This window comes from Gloeotrichia echinulata CP02, assembly GCA_038087035.1.
In the GTDB taxonomy this organism is placed as follows: domain Bacteria; phylum Cyanobacteriota; class Cyanobacteriia; order Cyanobacteriales; family Nostocaceae; genus Gloeotrichia; species Gloeotrichia echinulata.
This window is the reverse complement of sequence record CP051187.1, coordinates 4,350,737-4,375,838: the sequence shown is the minus strand read 5'-3', so window position 1 is coordinate 4,375,838 and position 25,102 is coordinate 4,350,737. Positions and strand designations below refer to the sequence as shown.

At 43.1% G+C, this 25,102-nt stretch carries 24 protein-coding genes; 16 read left to right on the top strand and 8 right to left on the bottom strand.

Going from position 1 to position 25,102, the window contains the following annotated elements:
- Positions 1-7 precede the first annotated feature (7 nt).
- Positions 8-211 carry a hypothetical protein gene (locus HEQ19_19275; protein ID WYM01319.1) on the bottom strand — a complete coding sequence of 68 codons (204 nt, stop codon included), beginning with the start codon at positions 209-211 and terminating at the stop codon, positions 8-10.
- 32 nt (positions 212-243) lie between these two features.
- Between HEQ19_19275 and petL the strand changes: the two genes are divergently transcribed.
- Positions 244-339 (top strand): cytochrome b6-f complex subunit PetL, encoded by a 96-nt coding sequence (gene petL / locus HEQ19_19270; protein ID WYM01318.1) that lies wholly within the window; start codon positions 244-246, stop codon positions 337-339.
- A gap of 324 nt (positions 340-663) precedes the next feature.
- On the opposite strand, the gene bioB is transcribed toward petL, so the two are convergent.
- Positions 664-1,674, bottom strand: a complete 1,011-nt coding sequence (bioB, locus tag HEQ19_19265) for a biotin synthase BioB (protein WYM01317.1) — start codon at positions 1,672-1,674, stop codon at positions 664-666.
- Positions 1,675-1,969: 295 nt separating this feature from the next.
- Between bioB and HEQ19_19260 the strand changes: the two genes are divergently transcribed.
- The 7 genes from HEQ19_19260 to HEQ19_19235 all read left to right on the top strand — a co-directional run bounded on the left by HEQ19_19260 (position 1,970) and on the right by HEQ19_19235 (position 10,515).
- Complete coding sequence (locus HEQ19_19260; protein ID WYM01316.1) at positions 1,970-2,704, top strand: pentapeptide repeat-containing protein; 735 nt, start codon at positions 1,970-1,972, stop codon at positions 2,702-2,704.
- Between the two features lie 110 nt (positions 2,705-2,814).
- A complete protein-coding gene (locus HEQ19_19255) occupies positions 2,815-3,384 on the top strand; it encodes a GNAT family N-acetyltransferase (GenBank protein WYM01315.1) in 570 nt (189 codons plus the stop codon).
- 7 nt (positions 3,385-3,391) lie between these two features.
- On the top strand, positions 3,392-3,523 hold the full coding sequence (locus HEQ19_31185) for a hypothetical protein (GenBank protein ID WZI66961.1): 132 nt from the start codon (positions 3,392-3,394) through the stop codon (positions 3,521-3,523).
- 104 nt (positions 3,524-3,627) lie between these two features.
- The gene (locus tag HEQ19_19250) at positions 3,628-5,067 is read left to right on the top strand and encodes a YdiU family protein (GenBank protein ID WYM01314.1); all 1,440 of its coding nucleotides are present in this window, start codon (positions 3,628-3,630) and stop codon (positions 5,065-5,067) included.
- A 529-nt stretch (positions 5,068-5,596) separates the two neighbouring features.
- Positions 5,597-7,000, top strand: coding sequence for a GTP-binding protein (locus tag HEQ19_19245; protein ID WYM03505.1), 1,404 nt, complete (start codon positions 5,597-5,599; stop codon positions 6,998-7,000).
- 464 nt (positions 7,001-7,464) lie between these two features.
- Entirely contained in the window at positions 7,465-9,480 is a 2,016-nt protein-coding gene (locus HEQ19_19240) for a protein-arginine deiminase family protein (GenBank protein WYM01313.1), read from the top strand.
- Between the two features lie 756 nt (positions 9,481-10,236).
- The gene (locus HEQ19_19235; GenBank protein ID WYM01312.1) at positions 10,237-10,515 is read left to right on the top strand and encodes a Calvin cycle protein CP12; all 279 of its coding nucleotides are present in this window, start codon (positions 10,237-10,239) and stop codon (positions 10,513-10,515) included.
- Between the two features lie 2 nt (positions 10,516-10,517).
- Here the strand turns inward: HEQ19_19235 and HEQ19_19230 are convergent, their stop codons facing one another.
- From HEQ19_19230 to apcB, 3 genes are all read right to left on the bottom strand, one after another.
- Positions 10,518-11,330, bottom strand: a complete 813-nt coding sequence (locus HEQ19_19230; GenBank protein WYM01311.1) for a TlyA family RNA methyltransferase — start codon at positions 11,328-11,330, stop codon at positions 10,518-10,520.
- A complete protein-coding gene (locus HEQ19_19225; protein WYM01310.1) occupies positions 11,331-11,765 on the bottom strand; it encodes a DUF29 family protein in 435 nt (144 codons plus the stop codon).
- A gap of 564 nt (positions 11,766-12,329) precedes the next feature.
- The gene (gene apcB, locus HEQ19_19220) at positions 12,330-12,839 is read right to left on the bottom strand and encodes an allophycocyanin subunit beta (GenBank protein ID WYM01309.1); all 510 of its coding nucleotides are present in this window, start codon (positions 12,837-12,839) and stop codon (positions 12,330-12,332) included.
- A gap of 382 nt (positions 12,840-13,221) precedes the next feature.
- Between apcB and glnA the strand changes: the two genes are divergently transcribed.
- Complete coding sequence (gene glnA, locus HEQ19_19215; GenBank protein WYM01308.1) at positions 13,222-14,637, top strand: type I glutamate--ammonia ligase; 1,416 nt, start codon at positions 13,222-13,224, stop codon at positions 14,635-14,637.
- 343 nt (positions 14,638-14,980) lie between these two features.
- Here glnA and HEQ19_19210 read toward each other — a convergent pair whose 3' ends face one another.
- Positions 14,981-15,181 (bottom strand): hypothetical protein, encoded by a 201-nt coding sequence (locus HEQ19_19210; protein ID WYM01307.1) that lies wholly within the window; start codon positions 15,179-15,181, stop codon positions 14,981-14,983.
- Between the two features lie 216 nt (positions 15,182-15,397).
- On the opposite strand from HEQ19_19210, the gene HEQ19_19205 reads away from it, so the two are divergent.
- The 3 genes from HEQ19_19205 (at position 15,398) to HEQ19_19195 (ending at position 18,602) form a co-directional block, all read left to right on the top strand.
- On the top strand, positions 15,398-16,456 hold the full coding sequence (locus HEQ19_19205) for a methyltransferase domain-containing protein (GenBank protein ID WYM01306.1): 1,059 nt from the start codon (positions 15,398-15,400) through the stop codon (positions 16,454-16,456).
- Positions 16,457-16,881: 425 nt separating this feature from the next.
- Positions 16,882-17,073, top strand: coding sequence for a hypothetical protein (locus tag HEQ19_19200; protein ID WZI66960.1), 192 nt, complete (start codon positions 16,882-16,884; stop codon positions 17,071-17,073).
- Between the two features lie 245 nt (positions 17,074-17,318).
- A complete protein-coding gene (locus tag HEQ19_19195) occupies positions 17,319-18,602 on the top strand; it encodes a transposase (GenBank protein ID WYM01305.1) in 1,284 nt (427 codons plus the stop codon).
- A 547-nt stretch (positions 18,603-19,149) separates the two neighbouring features.
- On the opposite strand, the gene HEQ19_19190 is transcribed toward HEQ19_19195, so the two are convergent.
- Together HEQ19_19190 and HEQ19_19185 are read right to left on the bottom strand one after the other, a co-directional pair.
- Positions 19,150-19,317 carry a hypothetical protein gene (locus tag HEQ19_19190; protein ID WYM01304.2) on the bottom strand — a complete coding sequence of 56 codons (168 nt, stop codon included), beginning with the start codon at positions 19,315-19,317 and terminating at the stop codon, positions 19,150-19,152.
- Between the two features lie 170 nt (positions 19,318-19,487).
- Positions 19,488-21,260 carry an FAD-dependent oxidoreductase gene (locus HEQ19_19185; GenBank protein ID WYM01303.1) on the bottom strand — a complete coding sequence of 591 codons (1,773 nt, stop codon included), beginning with the start codon at positions 21,258-21,260 and terminating at the stop codon, positions 19,488-19,490.
- A gap of 30 nt (positions 21,261-21,290) precedes the next feature.
- On the opposite strand from HEQ19_19185, the gene HEQ19_19180 reads away from it, so the two are divergent.
- From HEQ19_19180 to HEQ19_19165, 4 genes are all read left to right on the top strand, one after another.
- Positions 21,291-21,491, top strand: coding sequence for a hypothetical protein (locus HEQ19_19180; protein WYM01302.1), 201 nt, complete (start codon positions 21,291-21,293; stop codon positions 21,489-21,491).
- Between the two features lie 37 nt (positions 21,492-21,528).
- Positions 21,529-21,936, top strand: a complete 408-nt coding sequence (locus HEQ19_19175; protein ID WYM01301.1) for a hypothetical protein — start codon at positions 21,529-21,531, stop codon at positions 21,934-21,936.
- 133 nt (positions 21,937-22,069) lie between these two features.
- Positions 22,070-22,399 carry a hypothetical protein gene (locus tag HEQ19_19170; protein ID WYM01300.1) on the top strand — a complete coding sequence of 110 codons (330 nt, stop codon included), beginning with the start codon at positions 22,070-22,072 and terminating at the stop codon, positions 22,397-22,399.
- Positions 22,400-22,436: 37 nt separating this feature from the next.
- A complete protein-coding gene (locus HEQ19_19165; protein WYM01299.1) occupies positions 22,437-25,088 on the top strand; it encodes a tetratricopeptide repeat protein in 2,652 nt (883 codons plus the stop codon).
- Positions 25,089-25,102 lie beyond the last annotated feature (14 nt).

The following is a 25,102-nucleotide window of genomic DNA, read 5'->3' as shown; positions in this document are numbered from 1 at the left end:
CCCACCCTCAAACAAGCGCCAGTGCGCTGTATTCTATCGCAATCTGGGACGTTAGGGATTGGGGAGTTCGGGATTGGCGATTGGCGATTGGGGATTGGCGATTGGCGATTGGGGACAACTGACCAATGACCAATGACAAATGACAAATGACCAATGACAAATGACCAATGACAAATGACCAATGACAAATGACCAATGACAAATGATTCAATATAGATATTGAAGTATTGTGGAGAAAGGTAAATGTTTGCAGTTGTAGCTTATATCGGTTTCTTGGCTTTGTTCGTGGCGATCGCTGTTGGTCTATTGTTTGGTCTGCGTGCTGCTAAGGTACTGTAGCACAGATCCTCGTAGGGGCACGGCATTGCCGTGCCCCAAGCGCGTGGTATATTTTTGGTGTCGCTGTTGGTCTATTGTTTGGTCTGCGTGCTGCTAAGGTACTGTAGCACAGATCCTCGTAGGGGCACGGCAATGCCGTGCCCCAAGCGCGTGGTATATTTTTGGCGATCGCTGTGACTCTGTTGTTCGGTCTGCGTGCTGCTAAGGTACTGTAGCACAGATCCTCGTAGGGGCACGGCATTGCCGTGCCCTTGTATCACAGATCCTCGTAAGGGCACGGCATTGCCGTGCCCCTACAGCGTGGTATATTTGCTGTATTGTTATTTAACCGACAACGGCTGGAATTACCACTTTCGCGTCTCTTTGTACAGGAGGACGCATTTCCATTCCCAGCAAATTCAGCATTTCTTTGTCAGCGTCGTAATCTGGACAGGGTGTTGTCACTGTTAACATTTTGTTGTCGTCGCTGGAAAAGATCGAATTTGCACCAGCCATAAAGCAGAAGGCTTGTTCAACTGAGGAAAGTCTGGCTCTACCGGCACTGAGACGCACATCAGCAGTTGGCATGACAATTCTGGCTGTGGCAATCATTCGCACTATATCCCAAAAGGGGACATCTGGCTGATCTTCTAAGGGTGTGCCCTCTACTTGGGAGAGAATATTAATTGGGACGGATTCTGGATGCGGCTGTAAATTTGCCAGTGTCTGTAACATTCCTACACGATCATCTACGGTTTCGCCTAAACCGAGGATGCCGCCTGAGCATACGGTAACATTTGTTTGACGGACATTTTCAATTGTGTTTAGGCGATCATCGTAAGTTCGAGTGGAAATGATTGTGCTATAATGCTCCGGTGAAGTATCTAAGTTATGATTGTAGGCGTATAATCCTGCATCTTCCAATCGCTTGGCTTGGTCTGCAGTCAGCATTCCCAGAGTACAGCACACTTCTAAACCCATTGCGGTAACATCCTTGACCATATCTAGGACTACCTCAAATTGAGAATTATCCCGCACCTCACGCCAAGCAGCACCCATGCAAACGCGGCTGACACCTTTGAGTTTAGCTGTTTGCGCTATACTAACTACTGTTTCTTTTTCTAGAAGTGCTTGGGGCTTGACTTCTGTTTTGTAGCGGGAAGATTGAGCGCAGTAGCTACAATCTTCGGGACAACCGCCTGTTTTAATAGAGATGAGCTTACAGACCTGTATTTGTTTGGGGTCATGATATTGGCGATGCGCGCTAGCAGCTTGATAAATCAGCTCTAGCAATGGTGTATTATATATCGCCTGGATCTCTGTTTTCTGCCAATCGTAGCGTATTCCCACCGACATCTTTATCCTTTTTGTAGACTGAACTTACAACAATTAAACTTGTAAATATTAGACATCAGCTTATCAAGATTTTCGTGATGTGGCAGATTGGCAGTACAAATACTCACATTAATATTTGAAATAAAAGAGTTCATCTGGTATTTTTAAAGCCATTACTATTTTGTTACTTTTGAGTTTTCTCACCGCCCTAGGATAGCCCACCCAAGGCTGCTCCTGCTAAATTTATGAATTGTGGGCAATGCTCATGATATTTCTGTAAACTGCGTCACATATTTCTTCTAAAGCTTGCAAATCTATGAAGACACAGCCTCACGAAATCATTAAACCGTCTAAAGCATCTTCCGCTACCACACCAATTCCTTTGACTAGTTATGTTATCAGAACTATAGAAATATTAAAATCAGTTATTATTTCTATCGAAATTCCCAAAGAAGCAGTCTGGCCACTTATCGGTGGCGTGATTCTGACAGCAGTCATTTTTGTCATGATTGTTGTGGGAAATATCACTAACGGATTAAACCAACCATTATACCAATTCCCAGGATTTTTCGCTAATAAGGTGGAATTAACTGCTGATTATCATCGTCAAGCTATCCTCTCCGATTACCTCAAGACGATGACCCAGATTATGTTAGAAAAAAATCCCAGACTTGTTCAAGATAAATTATCTATTTTTCGGGGGATGACTCAGGCTACTTTACAGGAGTTAGATCCAGGACGCCAGCGCTATGTCGTTTTGTTTTTACAAGATGCAAATTTACTCCAAGTCTCATCGAGACATCAAGCACCACTGCTTTTTGGAGCCAATCTCGTGGGAGCTAATTTACAAGGTATAAATTTAAAATCTGCTAACTTGCAAGGTACTAATCTCACTCGCGCAGACTTGCGGGGTACTGACTTACGGGGAGCTAATTTAGCCAATGCTAATCTGACTAATTCATGCTATAACAATTTTACTGTATTTGACAAAAAATTTCTCCCAAATAAACTAGGGATGAGAGAACTTACAAACTCCCAAAAATGTTCTTGATGGTGAGTGGTAAAAATCAAGCAAATACAATGTTTCAAAAGCCTATATTCCCAGGCTTTTGAATTTTTCATTGTACGAACCCGCAACATCTCCCAGATAATTGCTACTTTATGCAGTCAGAACTACCTTTGATATCGAGCGATCGCCTGTTATTAAGACTGGCGATCAAAGAGGATATACACGAACTTGTAAGATACTTTACTGTTAACAAAACCTATTTAACGCCATTTTACCCTACCTGGACTGATAATTTCTTCACGGAAGAATATTGGCAATATCAAATTGAGAGCAATTTACTGGAATTTATCAATGACCATTCTTTAAAACTATGTATTTCCCCAAAAAGAAATATAGCTAAAATTATTGGAATTATCAATTTTACTAATTTTGTCCGGGGAGCCGCCCAATTTTGTTATGTAGGATATAGCCTAGCGGAAGCTCAACAAGGTAAGGGTTATATGACAGAAGCTTTGAAAGCAGCAACTCAGTATGTCTTTAACGAATTAAATATACACCGCATCATGGCCAATTATATGCCCCATAATCAGCGTAGCGGTAATGTCCTCAAAAGACTCGGCTTTGTAGTTGAAGGATACGCTAGAGACTATTTGTTAATTAACGGACAGTGGCAAGATCATATCATGACTAGTCTCACAAATCCTAACTGGCAAATGCCATAAATTGGGATTGGGGATTGGGGATTGGGGATTGGGGACTGGGGATTGGCGATTGGGGACTGGGGACTGGGGATTGGGGATTGGGGATTGGGGATTGGGGACTGGGGATTGGCGATTGGCGATTGAGACAAATAACAAATAACAAATAACAACCGTCAACCGTCAACCGTCAACCGTCAACCGTCAACCGTCAACCTACTTAACAGAGGTACTATAAAAGGAAGAATAAATTAAACTCTAATCCTAATGACTTTGGCAGAAACTCCCAATCCTTTTCTTACTCTCAACTACGAAAGTGCTTTAGAATCTCTAGGTAATGACTATTATGACGAAGTAGCTGCAGCGGAATTTCCTCTACATATCCTGCGCTGGCGTAATGACGCAGTACTACCCCGTTTAGGATTAGATCCCCAAGCAGTCACAGACGAAGATTTTATCACAGCATTTGGCAAATTTGCAGAACGTAAACCATTGTTGGCGCTGCGTTACCACGGCTATCAATTTGGTGAATATAACTCGGCTTTAGGGGATGGTAGAGGTTTTCTCTATGGACAAGTACGCGGTGTTGATGGTGAATTATACGACTTTGGTACAAAAGGTTCTGGTAAAACGCCCTACTCCCGTGGTGGCGATGGTATGCTGACACTCAAAGGTGGAGTGAGAGAAGTTCTCGCAGCAGAAGCATTACACCATATGGGTGTACGCACTTCTCGCTGTTTGAGTATGATTGAAACAGGTTTATCTTTGTGGCGGGGTGATGAACCTTCACCTACGCGCTCATCTGTCATGATTAGGATGAGCCTTTCTCATATTCGCTTTGGTACTTTTGAACGATTGCATTATTTCAAACGTTCAGATTTAACCCAAAAGCTGTTAGACCATGTAATTGAGCAGTATTACCCGCATTTAATCGCCGAACAAGATAAATATACCCTATTTTATGCCGAATTAGTCAAACGAGTTGCAGAATTAGTAGCGCAATGGATGGCAGCAGGCTTTTGTCATGCAGTTCTAAACACTGACAATATGTCGATTACGGGGGAAAGTTTTGACTATGGCCCTTATGCTTTTATTCCTACTTATGACCCATATTTTACCGCTGCATACTTTGACTATTATAGACGTTATTGTTACAGCCATCAACCAGGTATTTGTAAATTAAATTTAGAACTTCTTCAGGAACCATTGAAGTCAGTTATTGACCAAGGAGATTTAGCAGCGGGATTAACCAGATTTGATGATTATTATCACGCTGAATACCGCTGTTTGATGTTGAAGAAGTTGGGTTTTGAGCAGTTACCATATCCAGAAGCCGATGAGCTTTTACAGCTAACGATTGAATTTTTACAAAATAGCCAAGTTGGTTATCATCAGTTCTTTTATGAAATCGCTCGTACCTTTTCGTCTAAATGGCGAGATGACCCTGGTTTTGTGCTGCATGGTTCAGATATTGCACCCGCTGCGGGAGCTTCGGCAATTTTTGATAATTGGTCAATTTTATACCACAAAATTTTGAATAATTTTGACCCAGATCAACTAGATACAATTGCCAAAACATTGACTGTGCAAAATCCCAAAACGGTATTATTAAGACCTGTGATTGAATCAATTTGGGAACCAATAGCACAAGAAGATAATTGGCAACCTTTTTATGAATTAGTTAAGCAAATTCAGTCTCGACATTAAGTAGTATTGGGGGCGCAAGGCCTTGCGCCCCTACAGATTATCGATGTGTTGCAAATATTTTTTGAATTGGTTTGAATTGATATTATCCCCAGTCCCCAGTCCCTATTCCCTATTCCCTATTCCTTCTTTTATAATCTAGAATAGAAATTATAGACGAAAATAGAGAAGTAATACCGTTTCACTTTAAGTATGATACAAATACGTTGGTAGGGGCACGGCATTGCCGTGCCCTTACGGGAAATCTATATGTATGATACAAATACGTTGGTAGGGGCACGGCATTGCCGTGCCCTTACGGGAAATCTATATGTATCAGAGTTTTGGTGAAATGGTATAACCTCTATTTCATCTCGACCAAGCCAATTTTAGATTTTAGATTTTAGATTGTTTCGGTTCGAGCAAAGCCCCTTGTGTGCCTAACAAATCCAAAATCCCAAATCCAAAATCCTCGAGCAAGGTACCCTTGTGGTCGGGGTCAATCCAAAATCCAAAATCCAAAATCCAAAATCGTTTGACTCCAGCCAACCCAGTGCGTAATAACCTGCAAGAAACTCATTTAAACCGCGCTCGTGCTAGTCTCCGCCAAGCTTTGTCTTGGTATGGATATCTTCGTAAATCAGGAAAGCTGTCATCGAACCCGGAATTAGTTGGTTTGGTGAAGCCGGAATTAGAAGCTTTGAGCGCCACACTCAATAAGCTAGACTCGAACGTGATTAGAATTGCTGCTTTTGGTTTGGTGAGTCGTGGCAAGTCGGCGGTGTTGAATGCCTTGCTGGGTGATAGAATTTTGCAAACAGGCCCGTTAAACGGTGTCACCCAATGGCCTCGTTCGGTACGATGGCAGCCTGGCGGTAAGGTTCAGGTAGAATTAATTGATACTCCTGGTTTAGATGAAATTGAGGGCGAATCACGGGCGCAAATGGCGCGAGATGTGGTGTTTCAGGCTGATTTAATCTTATTTGTAGTTTCTGGTGATATTACCCAAACAGAGTATCAAGCACTACTAGAATTGCGGCAGTCACAAAAACCCCTGATTTTGGTGTTTAATAAGATAGACCTCTACCCAGATACAGATCGCGCAGCGATTTACAAAAATTTACAACAATTGGGTGCAGGTCATCACGCCACTTGGTCTACCTTGGGAAACCCCAAGACCGCAGTGGCTCCCCAAGCCAAGCCACTACTACCGGATGAAATTGTCATGGTGGCTGCTGAACCAGCACCAATGGAAGTAAGGGTGGAATGGCCTGATGGTCGCGTCAGTTATGAATTGGAGACACCACCACAGCAAATAGAAGAACTACAGCAGACTATTCTCAATATTCTCAATCGTGAGGGGCGATCGCTGTTGGCTTTAAATGCACTGATTCAAGCACGGGATGCAGAAGCTGCGATCGCCCAAAAAACCATTGACTCACGCGAACAAGAAGCTGAAGAAATTATCTGGCAATTTACTAAGTATAAAGCCTTGGCAGTTGGTCTAAATCCTATTGCCTTTTTAGATATTATTGGCGGCGCTATTGCTGATTTATTATTAATTCGTTCGCTAGCACGGTTATATGGTTTACCAATCACAGGTTATGAAGCCGGAAAGATTTTCAGAACGATTTTATTGAGTTCCGGTGGCTTATTGTTAGGTGAATTAGGTAGTAGTTTTCTCTTAGGTTTAGGGAAGAGTACTGCTGCTTTAACTAGCGGTGATAATCCCATCAATATTACTACTTTTGCCGGCAGTGCGATCGCCCAGGCTGGTATCGCCGGTTATGGCGCCTACGCCATAGGTAAAGCTGCACAAGTCTATCTCGAACAAGGCTGTACTTGGGGACAATTAGGCGCAAGTACCGTAATTCAAGAAATTCTTTCACAAGTCGAACCCAATACAATTTTGTATCGTTTGCGTCAGGAATTAGGCGGACAATTTGGTGACCTGTGAAATTTGTTGTCAACCTAGGGGCGCAAGGCCTTGCGCCCCTACCATAGTCTATTGACATCCAAAGTGCTGTATATTCAGGGTTGGAAACAAAATTTTTAGGTAATTAGGTAAGCGATGCCATTCGCACAATGTCTCATAGAGAAGGAGGGCTACGCCTAGGCGTAATCTTGATCCACCACATCATTACATTGTCGCTGGCAAAATTCAATACAAGAGTTATCTTAATACCTCTACAATGCCAAAGTTTTCAGTATAATTTCTAATTGACAAAATTCGTGTGATTTGAAAACTTCACAGATCACCTATATAAGCACTTCCAAGTAAAAAAATATCCAATTTGTAGGGTGTCTCAGCAGCGAGAAAACCTGAAAATAGGAACAGATTACTAGTACTGATGCACCCTACGGACTCAAATATTGGGTAATTTATTTTTTGGTACTCCCATAGAAACGTAAAGGAAAAATATGCGAACTCTCCTAAACCTATCTCGCGTTCTCATGCAGCCTGCTCAGACAAAGCCTGAGTCGGATATACGAACCCAAACCTATGAGGATGTCCTCGTCATTGGTCAGGTGGAGCGAGTAGCCATTCGTGAGATAGCCCCAGAAAAAGCTATATCCGTGCGAATTGATGTTTCGGGTGAAGTTGAAGTAGCTTCACTGTCATTAGATAAGCCGTTACCCGTAGGAACCATCCTATCCCTAGACAAAGCGCCCGCTGAGATTGCTATCTCTGCTCAAAATATCAGTGAAGCTATCAACGATCGCTCCCTCAAGATTTCTTTCTTGGACAGACAGGATAAAACCCTTGTCAGTTACCGACTTCGGTTGACCGCCCTCCGAATTTGCCTAGATGTAGACGCGGATCGAGACGACCGGGTTGAGGAAGATAGCCCTGATAAAGCCCATTGGCGATGGGGTCCCGATGGACATGGTGCCGTCCTCCTGGTGAACAACGATCAGGATCGCAATAGCCCCAGCGATCGCTCGGATTTTTTAGATGACCGGATTAACGGGCCTCTCGATCTCAAAGATCTCAGCCGGATGGTCGTTAACCAACCCGGACCAGACGTTCTCCCGGCTGGTTGTGAACTGCGCTTGCACGTCACTGATGATGCGGCTAAACGCATCCGCGTCTTTGACAGATTCACCCCAGGGGGTCGTCAGTTGCTCGGTCCAGGTGTTCCCACAACAACCTTACCAGATATTCAGCGAGAGATCCGGCTGGTAGTAGAGGGGCTACAGTATCCAGATGTAGGGTTTGATGGACTGGTCACCATCAACCTGAGCCTAGTTCGCCGTCAGCGACAACTTTACTCGGATCGCGTTGTTTTTCGGGTCGCGCCGTGGATCATGACCCCCAACACCCTCCGGCCTATCCAAGTTTACGTTTCTCGGCTAGCGGACGGCTCGAATCAAAAGTTTATTCGCAGTCTCGCTCTGGTCGTCAAGGAAGCCGGTGCCAAATTGGTGGAAGTCCCGCCCGATTTAAACCGAGGCGATAAATGGATGCAGGACGAGACCGAAATTGGCTACTCCCAATCTGCTCGGATAAAACTCCCCGTGGTTCTCGATTCTCCGCGCAATCGAGGCCTAGATATCTTCCCAGAGAAGGGACTTCTCGGACCGGACTTCGGTTATGTCACGCGGGGTAAAGACAAGCCCAATTCCCTAGATTCTTTTGGCAATCTGGAGGTCAGTCCTCCCGTCACAGTGAATGGGGTTGACTATCCTCTAGGTCGGATTATCTTTGGAGGAGCAATGCCTGTAGCGACGGCGGGGCGGCGCTTAATGCGGGCGGTGCGTGACTTTCTCTATGCCCAGAAGGTACAGGCACCGATTGAAGTTTATTCGGACTGGCTAACTGTCGGTCATGTGGATGAATTTATGAGCTTTGTGCCTGCACCTACTGCCAAAGGATTTAAACTCTTGCTGGCGAGTCCAAATAAATGCTATGCTCTATTGAAGGGTTTAGACGAAGATGGTCATGGTCGTGCCCTCCTCCGAGAAGGAAAGGAACTGGGACGAAAACGAGCCGATATCAGCGTTTCCAAGTTGCTCGATCTAAAAGATCTTGCTGGCGACAACTACCGTTACCAGGGATACATTGACTGGAATCGCATGGTACTCAAGCAGGAACTAGGACTCGAAGAAGAGGATATTATCGACTTACCAGCCCTCTATGAGTCGGGAAAACTCGCTAAAGCGGAAACTTACCTGCCGAATATGGTGAATATGATTGTCCTCGGTAAGCATCTTGGCATTGCCAAACCCTACGGACCAAAAGTCCAGGGTAAATGCCAGTTTGAAGCTTATGTAGAGGATGTTCTAGGCAAGCTTGGTCTAGTTTGTCACTTTCTTGATGACTTTGATGTCTACTTTCGGGAATTCGGGGACGTACACTGCGGCACTAATGTCCTACGGGAGTCCTTTACCGAAAAATGGTGGAATCTGAAGCCACCGGCAACTTTCGATGTTTAAATGTAACTCCCTCGACCGAATGGCACTAAGATAATCCCAAAGGCTTGTGTCGTCTTCCAGCCTCCATCCTGGGAATATCTTCTCATAGGCTCTGCCTCTTGTCAAGCTACTGGAGGCGGAGCCTCCCAGTTTGTTTAGTATACTTGATGCCAAATTAGATAAGCTTATCCTGGCTGTATATTCCTGGTAATGACAGGTATAACAGGAATTTTTGGCTGCAATAATATCATGGACAAGCCACAAAAGTATAGAGAATAACTAAAACCTGATTTTCTATTTGTTACGCTGTTTATATTAGAGTTAAGCAACTTCTACCAAAGTCTTCTGAGAATTTATTTAGCTTGGCAATCTCAGATACAAAATTGAAAAATTGATTCGTTTTTACTAGTGATTACTAGTGAATTTAATCTTGACATTTGGTCGCATTAAAGATTAGGCAAGGGTGATTATAACTCAAATTTTGCTAACTATAGCACAATACAGTTCAGCTAGGCTCTAATGATATACACTGTAGGGAACATCCAAGATTTTTTCTTCTAATGACAATTTTATTCGTGCCGTGCCCCTACGACAATTTTCCTTAACTGAACTGTATTGAACTATAGCAATCCTAATTAGGGTGTGAAAAATATCCGTGGAGGCTACTGACTGTTAACAGTTAACAGTTAACAGTCAACAGTCAACACTACAAGATACCTTGACTGTGACACTTTTGTAAGTCCTCTTTCTATCTCAATACAAAAAGGTAAAACTATCATGCAGAAACCAACAGAAGTAGTTCAAGCTGCTGTTAACGCCGAGCTAAATGGAAGTAAAACTCTTGAGAAATCCATTCTAGACGCCACTGTTGAAGCTCGTACAACCTGTGAGCAAAACGGTGATAATTCTCCTGACTGTGCTGTAGCGTGGGATATTGTGGAAGAATTGCAAGCTGAGAAATCCCATCAACAGCAAACAAAAAAACGCAAAACCCAACTCGAAACTTACTGTGAAGAACACCCAGAGGCGATTGAATGTTTAATTTATGATGTCTAATTTTATCTCAAATCAGCTATTGCTGATTGAGTAATTTGCTCAATTGCTTCTAAATCTGGCGCTGGTGTTTCGCTTTCCATTTTCAACCATAAAAGATATTCGATATTTCCAGCAGGTCCAGTAATCGGCGACCAAGTTAATCCTTTGTATTTCCATCCTAGCGCTTGAGCCGCTTGCAACACCTGGAAAATCGCGTCTGCTTGGTCATGAGAATCGCGCACCACGCCTTTTTTTCCCACACGAGACTTTCCAACTTCAAACTGTGGCTTGACTAGTAAAACTGCTTCTCTAGGAGGTTGCGTCAGTGACCACAAAGCAGGTAGAATCTTACTTAATGAAATAAACGAGACATCGACTACTGCCAAATCAGGAATCGGATCACCCTCAGCATACAACTGGGCTGGTTGTAGCTGTCGTAAATTGGTACGTTCCCGCAAAATCACCCGCTGATCATTTCGCAGACGCCAATCAACTTGTCCGTAACCGACATCAATACCGTAAATTTTTATTGCGCCAGCTTGTAACAAACAATCAGTAAAGCCACCTGTAGAAATTCCACCATCAAGACAAATACGTCCCGCTACAGGAATTGTAAAGAATTCTAAAGCCTTCGCCAGTTTCTCTCCGCCACGAGAAACAAATCGCGATCGCTCCTTAATCTTAATTTGAGCTAAAATATCAACTTCTGTACCAGCCTTATCAACAACTTGCTGATTAACAGTCACTTCCCCCGCTTGAATTAGCCGCTGTGCTAAGGCGCGAGAAGCACATAAATTTAACTCTACTAATAATATATCAAGTCGTTGTTTAACCAATTAACTGGACTCTCCTGGTAATATTAGACCTAAAGCACGATTGAGAATTTCTTCTTGGTTAACCAGCTTTTCCAATTCCTCTAGCTCATAACGACCTTCTTCAACTTCCAGGGAAGCTTGATCAATGGCATTTGAATAAGCTTCTACCAAAGTCTCCCATAGTTCTTCTGGTGTGAGATAATAACCTCCAGCCTGACGCCGCTTATTTTCTCGCTGAATTTCCCTAACAGAATTCCGAATTGACACATCCCAAGAGCGAGTAGAACGATTTTCAGCTTGTTGTTTAATCAAATGCAACAGGAGAATCACAGCATAGCTACGAATCGTCTTGATGATATCATTTCGGCTCATTTCGGTTAATTCTTCCACAATCATCAAAGCGCCTTGAACATCGCCTTGAACCAGCAAGTCTTTCAGGGTTAATAATTCTTCCATAGCTAGCGCCTCAAATATGGGCAACTTCTATTGTCGCGTATATCTACCCATAGGGTGGGGGACGTAGCGGTTTAGCAATGCTAAAGCCCCACCCCGCGTCTACGGAAAAAAGCAAACGCACCTTGGCAAGAAGTCAAAGTGCGATCGCTCTATTATCTTTCTTGTAGGGTAGCCTTTGACACTCTCAGGTCTAAAGACACTGAGATTCTTTAAGACTTGCTTAAAAGGGATAGTCAAGTATCCCCCTAGACGCTCAAAACAACTACCCAAAGGTATTGCAATTGCGCTTACTTTTCTTTTTTTTGTTTTCCGAGTCCATCACAACGCCAGTTCGGTACGCTTCATGTTTTCCCATTACAAGTTTTACCCAGAATCGCAACCTGTGCGAATGCGAGGTAAATCAGGGGTTACTCCTTACAAAACACTTCAACACGTAGATGGTTATTCCTACTCACAATTTGATCATATCATTTTCCACACTTGTTAAAACAAGCCGTGGCGTGTTTCCTCCACGCATCTATTGCCAAGTGGCTTCTACACGACCCGTGATGTTTTTGTGACTGGCTAAATATCAGTCTCGCTCAACTCACGGGTTAAGTGGTCAAATGGCTCATCCACAAAGGCAACATTAGCTACACCAGCCGCCGCAACTTGTTCCTTAACGATATCCTTGATAATTTGGATACCACGAACCGTCGGACTAATAGGTACGCTCAAGGAATTGTAAGTTTCCCGCAGCCCTTGCAGCACGCGCTCATCCAACACATTTGTGTTACCCGCAACTAAAGCATAGGTGGCGTAGCGCAGGTAGTAGTCTAAATCTCGCAGACAAGCCGCATAACGACGAGTTGTATACGCATTTCCACTAGGACGTATCAACTCTGGCAGTTCTTCAAATAACTTCAAACCAGCCTGCTTGACAATTCCAGCCGCATTGGAATTGATTATCGCCGCTGCTTGGACTCTAGCTGTACCACTTTCAAAATAAGACTTGAGGCTGTCGATCGCATTCCGATCAAAATACCGCCCAACTACGTCATAATTCTTAATTAAAGTTGTTACTGCATCACGCATTTCTTTTTCTCCCAATCATTACTATTTATGGTTTGATATTTATTTGGCTGCAGTTACGCACCAGCAGCCTTTTGTGCCAATTAATCAAAATATATAAAAAAATATATATATTTGGATTTGGCACAAAAACAATCTATCCGCTATTAAAGGATTCTATGCCAAAGTTGTCCCCATGAGATGAACTTTCCTGTTTTGTGCAAATGGTTACGGAAAGGTTAATTTAAGTTGCAAATTCAAGATTCTGTAACAAAGGCTACAAAATTTCCTAATGTCTACTCTTTAGGATATTGCAGGTGTGCGACAATTTAGTTCATCACAGCAGGGTCAGCATGGTTTAAAGATTCTGGTTTTAGTTTAGTTAATTGGCAGAGAAGGAGTTATAATGACAACCCCACAAGAACTCTTGAAGAAAATTCAAGACGAAAAGATTGAACTGATTGATCTCAAATTCATCGATACAGTAGGCACTTGGCAGCACTTGACTGTGTACCAGAACCAAATCGATGAGAGTTCATTCACTGATGGCGTACCTTTCGACGGTTCCAGCATCCGGGGTTGGAAAGCGATCAACGAATCGGACATGACAATGGTTCTCGATCCGAACACTGCCTGGATCGACCCCTTTGATAAAGTTCCGACATTAAGTATAATTTGTAGCATTAAAGAACCACGTACAGGCGAATGGTACAACCGTTGCCCACGGGTTATTGCTCAGAAAGCAGTAGATTATCTCGTGTCCACTGGTCTTGGTGACACAGCCTTCTTTGGCCCTGAAGCAGAATTCTTTATCTTTGATAGTGCCCGTTTTGCACAAACCGCTAACGAAGGCTACTACTTCTTAGACTCTCAAGAAGGTAGTTGGAATTCCGGTAAAGATGAAAGCCCTAACCTAGCCTACAAACCACGCTTTAAAGAAGGTTACTTCCCAGTTTCGCCCACGGATTCTTTCCAAGATATCCGTACAGAAATGCTGTTAACAATGGCAAAACTAGGTGTACCCATTGAAAAGCATCACCATGAAGTGGCTACTGGTGGTCAGTGCGAACTCGGTTTCCGCTTTGGTAAGTTGATCGAAGCTGCTGACTGGTTGATGATTTACAAATATGTCATCAAGAACGTTGCCAAGAAATACGGCAAAACCGTTACCTTCATGCCTAAACCACTGTTTGGTGACAACGGTTCCGGGATGCACACTCACCAGTCTATCTGGAAAGATGGCAAGCCTCTGTTTGCAGGTGATAAGTATGCTGGTTTGAGTGACATGGCATTGTACTACATTGGTGGTATCCTCAAGCACGCACCAGCGCTGTTGGCAATCACCAACCCCAGCACCAACTCTTACAAGCGCCTCGTACCTGGTTATGAAGCACCCGTGAACTTGGCTTACTCCCAAGGAAACCGTTCGGCTTCTGTGCGGATTCCTCTGTCTGGAACTAACCCCAAAGCCAAGCGCTTAGAGTTCCGTTGTCCAGATGCTACTTCTAACCCCTACTTGGCATTTGCAGCCATGCTATGTGCAGGTATCGATGGGATTAAGAACAAAATTCATCCCGGTGAACCCTTAGATAAAAACATCTATGAACTCTCTCCAGAAGAACTGGCGAAGGTTCCTTCTACTCCCGGTTCTTTAGAATTGGCCTTGGAAGCACTAGAAAAGGATCACGCTTTCTTAACCGAATCAGGCGTGTTCACCGAAGACTTTATCCAAAACTGGATTGACTACAAGCTAGCTAACGAAGTCAAGCAGTTGCAGCTGCGTCCTCATCCCTACGAGTTTTACCTCTATTACGATGCTTAATGATTCTTTAATTAAGTATTGTATTTGACGCTATATGTTCTGCCACCCTCAAGGGTGGCTTTTTTTGCTTAACGGAATCACGGAAGTCCCCACCTTCAACGAAGTAAAATGAGTACGCCCAACAGAGCAACGGCGAACGAGACGCGAAACGATGATGGTTGTTTCTTTTGAAGCTCCGGCTTCAGCGGATCTTGCCGGAGTACTTCACACAGACACAAGCCCCTACAAAAACATAGCCGTAAAGACAGGCTGTTACAGCGTTTTTCGGCTAATTTCGGCTAAATAGACCACGCTTTTGGGGCGCAAGTAAGGCCTTGCGCCCCTACTGAAAATGTGATGCCTACTAGCTCATCGTCGCGTTGCTGTGTCCATAAATCATGCGTGTAGTAGGATCTATCTTCCCTTGAATCGGGTTCCAGTAGTGAGATAGTTCTTCATGAAAACCGAGTTCTTGTGCAGAACGCATCAGCATTGATTGTTGACGATTCTTAACTTGCTGATATTGACGCGCCATGATTGCACGAGATTTTTCTTGAATAGACATACTCTGTTCTCCCTAGTTTTTTAGTTATATTTGATTGACTTACTCTCTCAATAATTAATCTAGCGTAAATTCTGTAGCTTAAGTTACAGAATTTAAATTCTTAACAAAAATTAATAATTGACTACTTGTTTCTTAAAATTAATCGCTGATAATCATTAATTAGTTACAATTATTTACATTTATGCAATTAATGTCACAAATATCTAAGTTATTTTCATGTCTGACACTTTAACGAAGCTCAGTTATCAGACCCTTCAACACGGCAAAAATTACTTTAGTCTGGCTCACAAAATTTTAAGTTCGCGCCTGAGAAGCCTAATTTATCCTACCTTTGAACAGAATACCAAACCTTTCGCAAACGAGGTTGTACTCCAACTGCAACAAAGGCTGAATCAGCTACTAGAAAAAGATTGGCAGGATGCTGAACAGGGTATATATCCCAATAGCTCACTGTTTGATAACCCTTGGGAAGACTTTTTGAGCTTTTATCCACTTGTATGGCTAGATTTACCTCAAATCTGGGAGCGGGAGCAAAAAAATAAATATCAAGATTTTGCACCGGAAATCGAGACAGATGGATATCCCAGCTACTACGTGCAGAACTTCCATCACCAAAGCAATGGCTACTTGAGCGACTTGTCAGCCAATTTATATGACTTGCAGGTGGAAATTCTCTTTGGTGGGTCTGCTGATGCGATGCGAAGGCGTATTCTGGCTCCTCTAAAGCAAGGAATAAAAGCGTTTGAGTCTGTTAAACCACGGCAAATCCGGATTCTAGATGTAGCTTGTGGAACTGGGCGGACTCTGAAGCTGATTCGGTCGGCCTTACCTCAAGCATCCCTATTTGGGACGGATTTGTCACCAACTTATTTGCGAAAGGCAAATGAATTACTAACCCACATTCTGGGAGAATTACCCCAACTTTTACAAGCAAATGCCGAAGAGTTACCCTACCTAGATGACTACTTTCATGCTGTAACTTCTGTTTTCCTCTTTCACGAGTTACCAGCGACAGTGCGTCAAACAGTGATTGAGCAATGTTTTCGTGTGACAAAACCAGGGGGAGTGTTTATTATTTGTGACTCAATTCAGTTGAATGATTCACCTGAATTTGCTCCTGTTATGAACTATTTTTCCCAAACATACCATGAACCCTACTACAGGCATTACACTACTGATAACTTAGTAGAACGTTTAGAGAAAGCAGGCTTTGAAAATATTGAGACAGAATTCCACTTTATGAGCAAGTATTTCATCGCTCATAAACCAGCTTGAGAATGACTGTTGACTGTTGACCGTTAGCAGTCAACAGTCAACAACTGTTAGTTGGTAGATTGATTTTTGCAAGTTTTCTAACGCGAAAGCTATTTCATACATCGGCAAAGGATGCCAAATATATACCGGAGCGAAAAATATTTCCTAGAGTAGAGCATCAAATGCTCGACGCATGAGAAAACCTTTGAGGGAATAAAGTGGAGCTAGGGGAAGGCTATTGTTCTAGCCTCGAAAATCTCGGTCATATACCAAGTTGAACAATAATGGCGACAAATCGATAACTGAAAGCTATTATTGAATAACTCTTTCACAATCCAAAATCCAAAATCTCAAATCCCAAATGGTATGATAAAACTTTAAACAAAATATAGTCTAGCATAGTCAGATATAGTCTAAAAGACAGTTGGCAGAAGTCACTCGATAATTTGACTCCTGGACGAGTCGCTCAAGCTATGGGTGGAGTTTTTGCGGTGATTGGTACTCCAGCCCTTCCACCCAAACCTCGCGGAAAGTCCCCTGGTTGGGAAGCAGGAAAAAAGCGCCACCGTAAAAACCGATGCCCGATTGTAAAAAAAACCGTAACACGACCACGTAAAGAGCCATCAGTTGCGGTTTAATACTAAAGATTATTCATAATTTCGCTAAGTCTCTGATTAACTCAGCCCTGCTGGGTCGTTTTGCATAGCTTAGTCTAAACTCCAGGATATCAGGGCAAAGCGCAAAACCGAAAAAATTGTAGAAGCCTTAAATTCTCCAACAGATTGATTAAGTTTTCTAGTCAAGCATATCTTACTGGATCTTGAATGATATACTAATTTCATTGCCAAAGTTGATCAATACTTTGACTACGCTCAGTATAAATATGCGTCAAGTAGAAAAGCACATAATCAAAGAAGGACATGACTGGTTTGATTATTGTAGTGACATTACCACTATTTCTCGGCAGCTTTACAACACTGCTCAATTCACTCAGCGTCAAGGTTTTTTCTACGGATGGGGAACTCAATCACAAGCTAGCTTAGACACTTTATTCAAACAAAACGAGAACTACAAAGCAATAAGCGCAAAAGTAGCTCAACTCGTATTAAAACAGAATGCAGATGCGTGGATTGCTTACTACAAAGCATTAGTGGCTTATAAACTTGAACCAACTAAGTTCACTGGTAGACCAAAACCACCTAATTATGTTGATGACAAAAACTTAGTGAAATTCAATAATCAAGCAATTGGTAAAAGAGAATTTAATAAAGGTTTCATTATCCCATCAATGTCGCCAATCAGGATTCCAGTAAAGCCTGGACTAAAGTTTGAGGACTTGTGTGAGGTACGAATTATCCCAAAAACTGGATGCTTCGTTATCGAAATAGTCTATGAAATTACCGAGTTGTCAGAGTTTTTTTGTAGTTTGAATCCTGAACTGAATGCGGCGATAGATATTGGTTTAGATAATCTAGCGACGATTGTTTTCAATGATCTAGCAATACAACCAATTATTGTAAATGGTAAACCATTGAAATCAGCCAACCAGTTTTATAACAAGCAGATTGCCAAGTTTCGAGGTTTTCTACCCAATAGGAAAGCTCGGTCAAGGCGAATTGCAAACATCGTTCGTAATCGCCATCAATTTGTTTCTTCATATTTACATCAAGCCACAAAAATGATTGTGGATGAACTTCTATCTCTTGGTGTAACTCACGTCTCAATCGGGAAAAACGAACAATGGAAAACACGTCTTAATTTAGGTAAACGTACAAACCAAAATTTTACTCAGATACCACATGCTAAATTTATCGAAATGCTGACTTATAAATTAGTTAGAGTCGGTATTACCGTTAAGGTAGCAGAAGAATCTTACACAAGTAAGGCTTCAGCGATTGATTGGGACATCATCCCAATTTATCAACCTAACAACAAGATCAAGCATGTATTCTCAGGAAAACGTGTCAAACGTGCGTGGTATATCAGTAAAAATGGTTTGAAGATTCATGCCGACGTGAACGCAGGGTACAACATCGGCAGAAAAAGTAATCCTGAAGGATTTGACTGTCTCCAGTCTATTCTAAGGGATAGGGGGTGTCTGGTAGTACATCCAAGGCGGATAACTCCACTATTTAAGCGTGTCCATGCTGAAAGTAGAGTCGCTTAAAGCTAAATTGCATAAGTCTGACTATGTTTGACTATGTGATTTGGAACTATTAGATGCCCTTGACCTCAATGGATAGTCTGAATGACATCCTTGAGATCAGAGGGAATAGAACTGAAAGTTGGTGATGCAGTTAATACAGGCAGTATGCTTCGCCCTATAAATACAAAGGTTTACTCGGACTATATATACAGAGCTTACGGATAAACTACTGGGCAAATGCGGAAATTTTGACATACCTCCTCTTCCTAAAGGAGCGAGGATTCCTTGACACTTCGCGCTGGGTTGCGCCACAAGTGGTCTTACCATCCCTCCATGTCCGTTTAAAGTCTCCCAATGCCCTATGGCGACTATACCTGAATTTTATCATAAAGCCGTCCTAGAAGGACGGGGCTTGAATCCCATTTTTTTGGTCAGTAGATCAACTGTCATATCTCAACTAGAGAAACTGTGTAAAAGGATGTTAAATATAACATCCCAACTGACTGTACTATGAATCTCTTAGTACAATAGAAATCCCGCGTCTACAGAAGTACTGAGCGTGGGGTTGTTACACAGCAGGATGAATGTTACCGTAATATTCCATTAACTCTCTGCGTCCACTACCGCGATGCGGTGCAGGCTTTTCTGGCTGATTGGCCTTAGGTTTAGGTTTCACTGAGAGCAGCTGTTGTGAAGCAGAGGGGGAAAGGCGCAGATTGGAAAAGCGATAGACCATTCCTTGGCAGTTCAAAGCTAAGGAGCCGAACACCAAACCCGAGACTAAAAGTGAAATTGCAGCACGCATAGCAGATGTCTATTTTAGAACTCTCTAGATTACTGCTACTTAGTTTTCATTACTGCATCCGGATAATTTGGTAAAAAGTATTGTTTTTTACTGAAAATAAATCACATCGATAATTCCTCAAGATTTTCCACTAGTAACCAATTACCAGAGGCATTCGGGCGACCCCAAATTTGGAGCAATTGCTTATGGGGATAGGCTTGTAGCTGTTGATCAATATGCGATCGCAAGGTCACAAGCTGCCAAGTTTGTCCTTGATTACTCACCGGGGCTGTGATAACGAATCTGTAGTCTTGCTGATCTTGGCGATGAAAAATCCCTACAAAACATTTACATTGCCGTAATATTACTTGATCATCATCTGAGTGATCGTACGTAACCAAAGATAAAGCAGGATAATTGCCACTCAGTGGATAGGCTTCTGGATTACTTAAGTAATACATTTGCCAGTCCAGCCATCCCGAATTATTCCGTAGTAAATTAAATAAAGGAATAATTGCCGCTCTTGAGCGCTCATCTTGCAATAAAGCTGCTTGCAGCGCCAATGCTTGTAAATCCCTCGGCTGACAGTCCAACTCAACACACATAGCAGCCGCCATTCCCGCTGCTTGACCTATACCCATCACCACAGGTTGCAATCTGGTTGCTCCATTGGCAATATGGGAAACAGATATATTCTTTTCACAGACCAAAAAACCATCTGTGGCAGATGGAATCAGGCTACTATAGGGAATAGTAAAGGGCGTTCCCGTCCAACGTCCCCCCCAACGGATAGATTTCGGTTGTAGTGGCCAGGTGAAACCAGGATAATGGTGGTCATTCGCATAGTTACCAATAGCAACAGCATCTGGCTGCAAAGATGCAACCCTACCCCCAGACATGGGCAAAATATCCTGTTCGCGGATAGTGGTTAATCCCACCAACCGGCGACTTTCTCGGTAATAGGGATGCAAGCCAAACGCAGGCTGGTTACTGGGAAAGACATCTTGCGCCAAGCCGTAGCGACGACCAAGCTGATTTTGGATGAAATGGGCAAAATTTTGGCTGTGCCAGCGGCATTCTTGAATAAACTCCCTTCTAGAGGAATCTGACTCTATCAGACGCCCTAACCCTTCGCCGTAGTCATTGCCACAAATCGGCCAATTCATCATGAATAGACCCCCAGGTAAACGTCCATAATTTAAAAATGTCTCTGGACCATAGCCATCCCAAGCCCCAGCAAACAAAGACGGATCATAATTAGGCGCTTGGGGAATTTCTGGAGCAATTTCTGCACCAAAATCTTGCATTAACACCACCCCAGTAGGGGCTTGCACGGGATATCTTTCTGTGAGAGAATTAAAATCATCTGGTGCGCTTGGTTCTCCCCACTCCGATTTCAATTCCCAGCCCCAGCGATAAGGAATCTCAGCTAAAGGCAATAAATCGCCTAACTCTGTGGCGTCAAGAGTAATTTTTGCCTTGACAATAAAATCAGCAAACCTGACGCCAGTTATACAATTACCCTCACGGAAAACCTCTAATGGCACTTGGCAAGAAATCCACTGCAGATTGGGCAATTCCTGCACCCAATCGGCAAAAATTTCCGCACCAATGCGCGGGTCATAACTAAAAAAGCTCACCCAGCTGTGATCTAATCCTCCCGGTTGGCGCCGTCGTAATTCTTGTAAAAAGGCACCCCATAAACCGGTTTGAAATGCTTCTAATTCATTACCATCGGGGACAGATACCCCAGCGGAGGTTAACATTCCTCCCAACCAAGGAAATTCGCTCACCAAAATAGTTTTCGCACCCCGTCGCGCTGCTTGGATTGCTGCAGCGGTGCCACCGGTGCCACCACCGACTACTAAAACATCAGCTTGATATTGATTAATCATTTTTTACCTCTGGGGAATGGGGATTGGGTTATGTGTTACAGCGATTTGCAGGTAAATGAACCACATTTTTATATCTCACGCAAAGGCGCATTCGCGGAGCGTCCCGTAGGGAAGGAAGAAAGAAATACAGATATCGAGGTGTGGTCTAAATACCTGAAAACTGCTGTAATGCAAACCGGTATAGAATATATCAAATTTTTGAGTGACTATTTTATAAGTGAGCTAGCATAATTGTGTATACATTACCGATGTTATACTGCGTATTATTATGGATGTAGCTTTAATCGTTAAATTTCTGGCTCCCTGTCTACCCTTTCTGCTGAATGTGGGGAATAAAGTCGCAGAAGGTGCATTACAGACAGTCGGTGAGGATGTTTGGAATAAAGGAAAGGCGATTTGGGCTAAGTTACAGCTGAAAGTCGAAGCTAAGGAAGCTGCGAAAGAAGCTGCGGCGGATGTGGCGCAAAATCCAGAGGATGAAGATTTACAAGCGAGTTTGCGGGTGCAATTAAAGAAGATTTTGGATGCTGATACAACACTGGCTGAGGAAATAGCTCAGATTTTGCAAGCGTCGGCTGACAAACCTGCTGACAATATTTCGATGAGTGCTAATGCTTACGACAACAGTACGGTAAAGCAAGTTGGGAAAATTGAAGCTGATCAGGTGACTTTTTAACTCAGCGATAGCGCTTCCCATTCAGCTAGGGTACAAAATTATATCGTTACATGTAGGGGCACGGCACTGCCGTGCCCTTACCGCCGTGCCCTTACCGCCTAGATTACAAAATTGTATAATTCGGGCGGGCAAGATGCCCACCCCACAAGAGTTTTATCTTAGTTGCAAATACCAAGTTTCCAGTTCCAAACAGGAACTTTCCAGTTCCAAACAGGAACTTTCCAGTTCCAAACAGGAACTTTCCAGTTCCAAACAGGAACTTTCCAGTTCCAAACAGGAACTTTCCAGTTCCAAACAGGAACTTTCCAGTTCCAAACAGGAACTTTCCAGTTCCAAACAGGAACTTTCCAGTTCCAAACAGGAACTTCCGAGTTCCAAACAGGAACTTCCGAGTTCCAAACAGGAACTTTCCAGTTCCAAACAGGAACTTCCGAGTTCCGAACACCAAGTTCCGAGTTCCTAGCACCAACATCAACCATAATTGTTACTTGCTATCAGCAATGACAGAAAAACCTCACGCCAGTAACTCGAACAATATTGAAATGAACGTCACCGCCCACGATAACAGTACGGTGACTCAAATAAGGCAGATAAATGCTGCAGAAGTCAACATTGTCAACATTATTGTTGAGCCACCAGAACAAATCCCTCAACTAGAATCGCCCGGTGTTCTCAAAGCGGGGAACCCTCAAAAAAGTTTAGCTTACTGGCAAGGAAGAAAAACAGAAATTGCCCAAATACAACAATGGTTCCATGATCAAAATACCTTCTTAATTGGCATAGAAGGCATCGGTGGTACTGGTAAATCGATGCTGGCTGCGAAAATTTATGAAGAAATTGCAGGTTTCCCTAAGCGATTTTGGGGTGATGTCAGTAATGGCGCAGGTTTTAGCGATTTAGCCCGCCAAGTATTAACAGAATTTGGCTTTCGCGTTCCCGAACAAGAAGTGCAATTAGTAGACGCCCTGGTTAAGTGTTTACGCAGCGGTGAATTTTTACTGATTATTGACAACCTGGAGAGTTTATTACAACCAAATAGACAGTGGGGAAGTCAATTTTTCGGCGACTTTTTCAACGCTTGGGTGGAATCTGGCGGTAATAGTAAGGTGTTAGTCACCACCAGAGAAAGACCAGAATTAAAAGGCTTTGCATGGCTACCTCTGAAAGGTTTGCAAGTTGAAGAAGGGGTAGCACTGTTAGTAGAATTGGGCATTCGGGGAGATTTAACGCAGTTTGTCGCACTGGTAGATGGGCATCCCCTACTGTTAAGATTGGTAGCATATTTATTAAAAGAAGAATATCCCCAAGACCCGGATTTAAAACGATTAGCAGATTTAGGCTTAGGCAATTTGCAGCAGTTGTTAACAGATTCCCACGTGGTAGGTGTGCATCGCCGCCGGGAAAATGTGGGGATGGTTTTGGTGTTGGATGCCAGTTTTAATAGATTGAATGAATTACAAAAAGCGTTATTACTGAATATTAGTGTTTATCGTGGTGCGGTTGACAGTGCAGCCGCTGCAGCGGTGTTGCTGGGGTATTCAGCAGCAGAGATTGAGGGAGAATTAAGGAATCTGGTTAAGCGTTCTTTGTTGGTAGAAAAGCTTAATGGTAAGCGGCGCTTTGAGTTTCAGCCTGTGGTTTTGGAGTATGTGCGGTATAAAGCTGGTAATCAAACAGAGGCGCATGAACGAGCCATTGATTATTATCGCTCAATTGCTAAACAACCCCCTTGGAAAACGAAAGATGATGTTAAAAAATACTTGGAAATCTTTCATCACTTTTATGAGTTGCAAGATTATGACTCTGCCTTTGTTGCGCTTCGGGTTTGCGATGAATTTTTAACCTTGCGGGGTTATTACATCGACCAAGTAGAACTATATGGGCAATTGATCAGTAAATGGCAAGAAATTGGCGATAGAGAAAACTGGAATTATCGAGCTTCTCTCATTTCATTAGGTAATGCTTACAACTCCCTAGGAGAGTACCAACAAGCGATTGATTACCACCAGCAGTCTTTGGAAATCTTTAGGGATATAGGCGATCGCAATGGCGAAGGTTTATCCTTAATGAATTTGGGTCTTGCTTACTTTTTCCAGGGGCAGTACCCACAAGCAATTGATTTGTTCCAGCAGTCTTTGGAAATTGCTAGGGAAATTGGCGATCGCAATACCGAAGGTAAATCCTTAGCTAATTTAGGTCTTGCTTACCTTTCCCTGGGACAGTACCCACAAGCAATTGATTTGTTCCAGCAGTCTTTGGAAATTGCTAGGGAAATTGGCGATCGCAATACCGAAGGTAACTCCTTGAGCAGTTTAGGTAGTGCTTACTTATCTCTGGGAGAGTACCAACAAGCGATTGATTACCACCAGCAGTCTTTGGAAATTGCTAGGGAAATTGGCGATCGCAATTCACAAGGCAAATCTTTAATGAATTTGGGTCTTGCTTACTTTTTCCAGGGGCAGTACCCACAAGCAATTGATTTGTTCCAGCAGTCTTTGGAAATCGCTAGGGAAATAGGCGATCGCAATTCTGAAGGTAAATCCTTAGCTAATTTAGGTCTTGCTTACTTTTCCCAGGGGCAGTACCCACAAGCAATTGAGTTGTTGCAGCAGGGTTTAGAAATCGCTAGGGAAATAGGCGATCGCAATGGCGTTGGTAAATCCTTAGCTAATTTAGGTACTGTTTACTTAAAACAGGGACAGTACCAACAGGCGATAGAGTTCTACCAGCAGTCTTTGGAAATATTCAGGGAGATTGGCGATCGCAATGGCGTTGGTGCTTCCTTAATTGGTTTAGGCATTGCTTACCGTTCCCTGGGAGAGTACCAACGGGCGATTGAGTTGTTGCAGCAGGGTTTAGAAATCGCTGGAAAGATTGGCGATCGCAATTCTGAAGCTAAAGCCTGGTTTAATTTAGGTTTGACATTAGAAAACGTCAACCGAGAATCAGACGCGCTTGGTGCTTATCTCAATGCCTATGAACTATATCAAACAATAGGACTTTATGCCGATGTGCAACTTTGTAACAATGAAATCGAGCGTCTGTCTCAACCAAAAGCGCGTGTAGTTTCTCGGCGTGGGTTTTGGGGGTGGTTGCGGCGGTTGTGGCGTTGGGTTTGCGGTTGGTTTCGGCGGTTGTGGCGTTGGGACTAATAGTTTGCTTACAG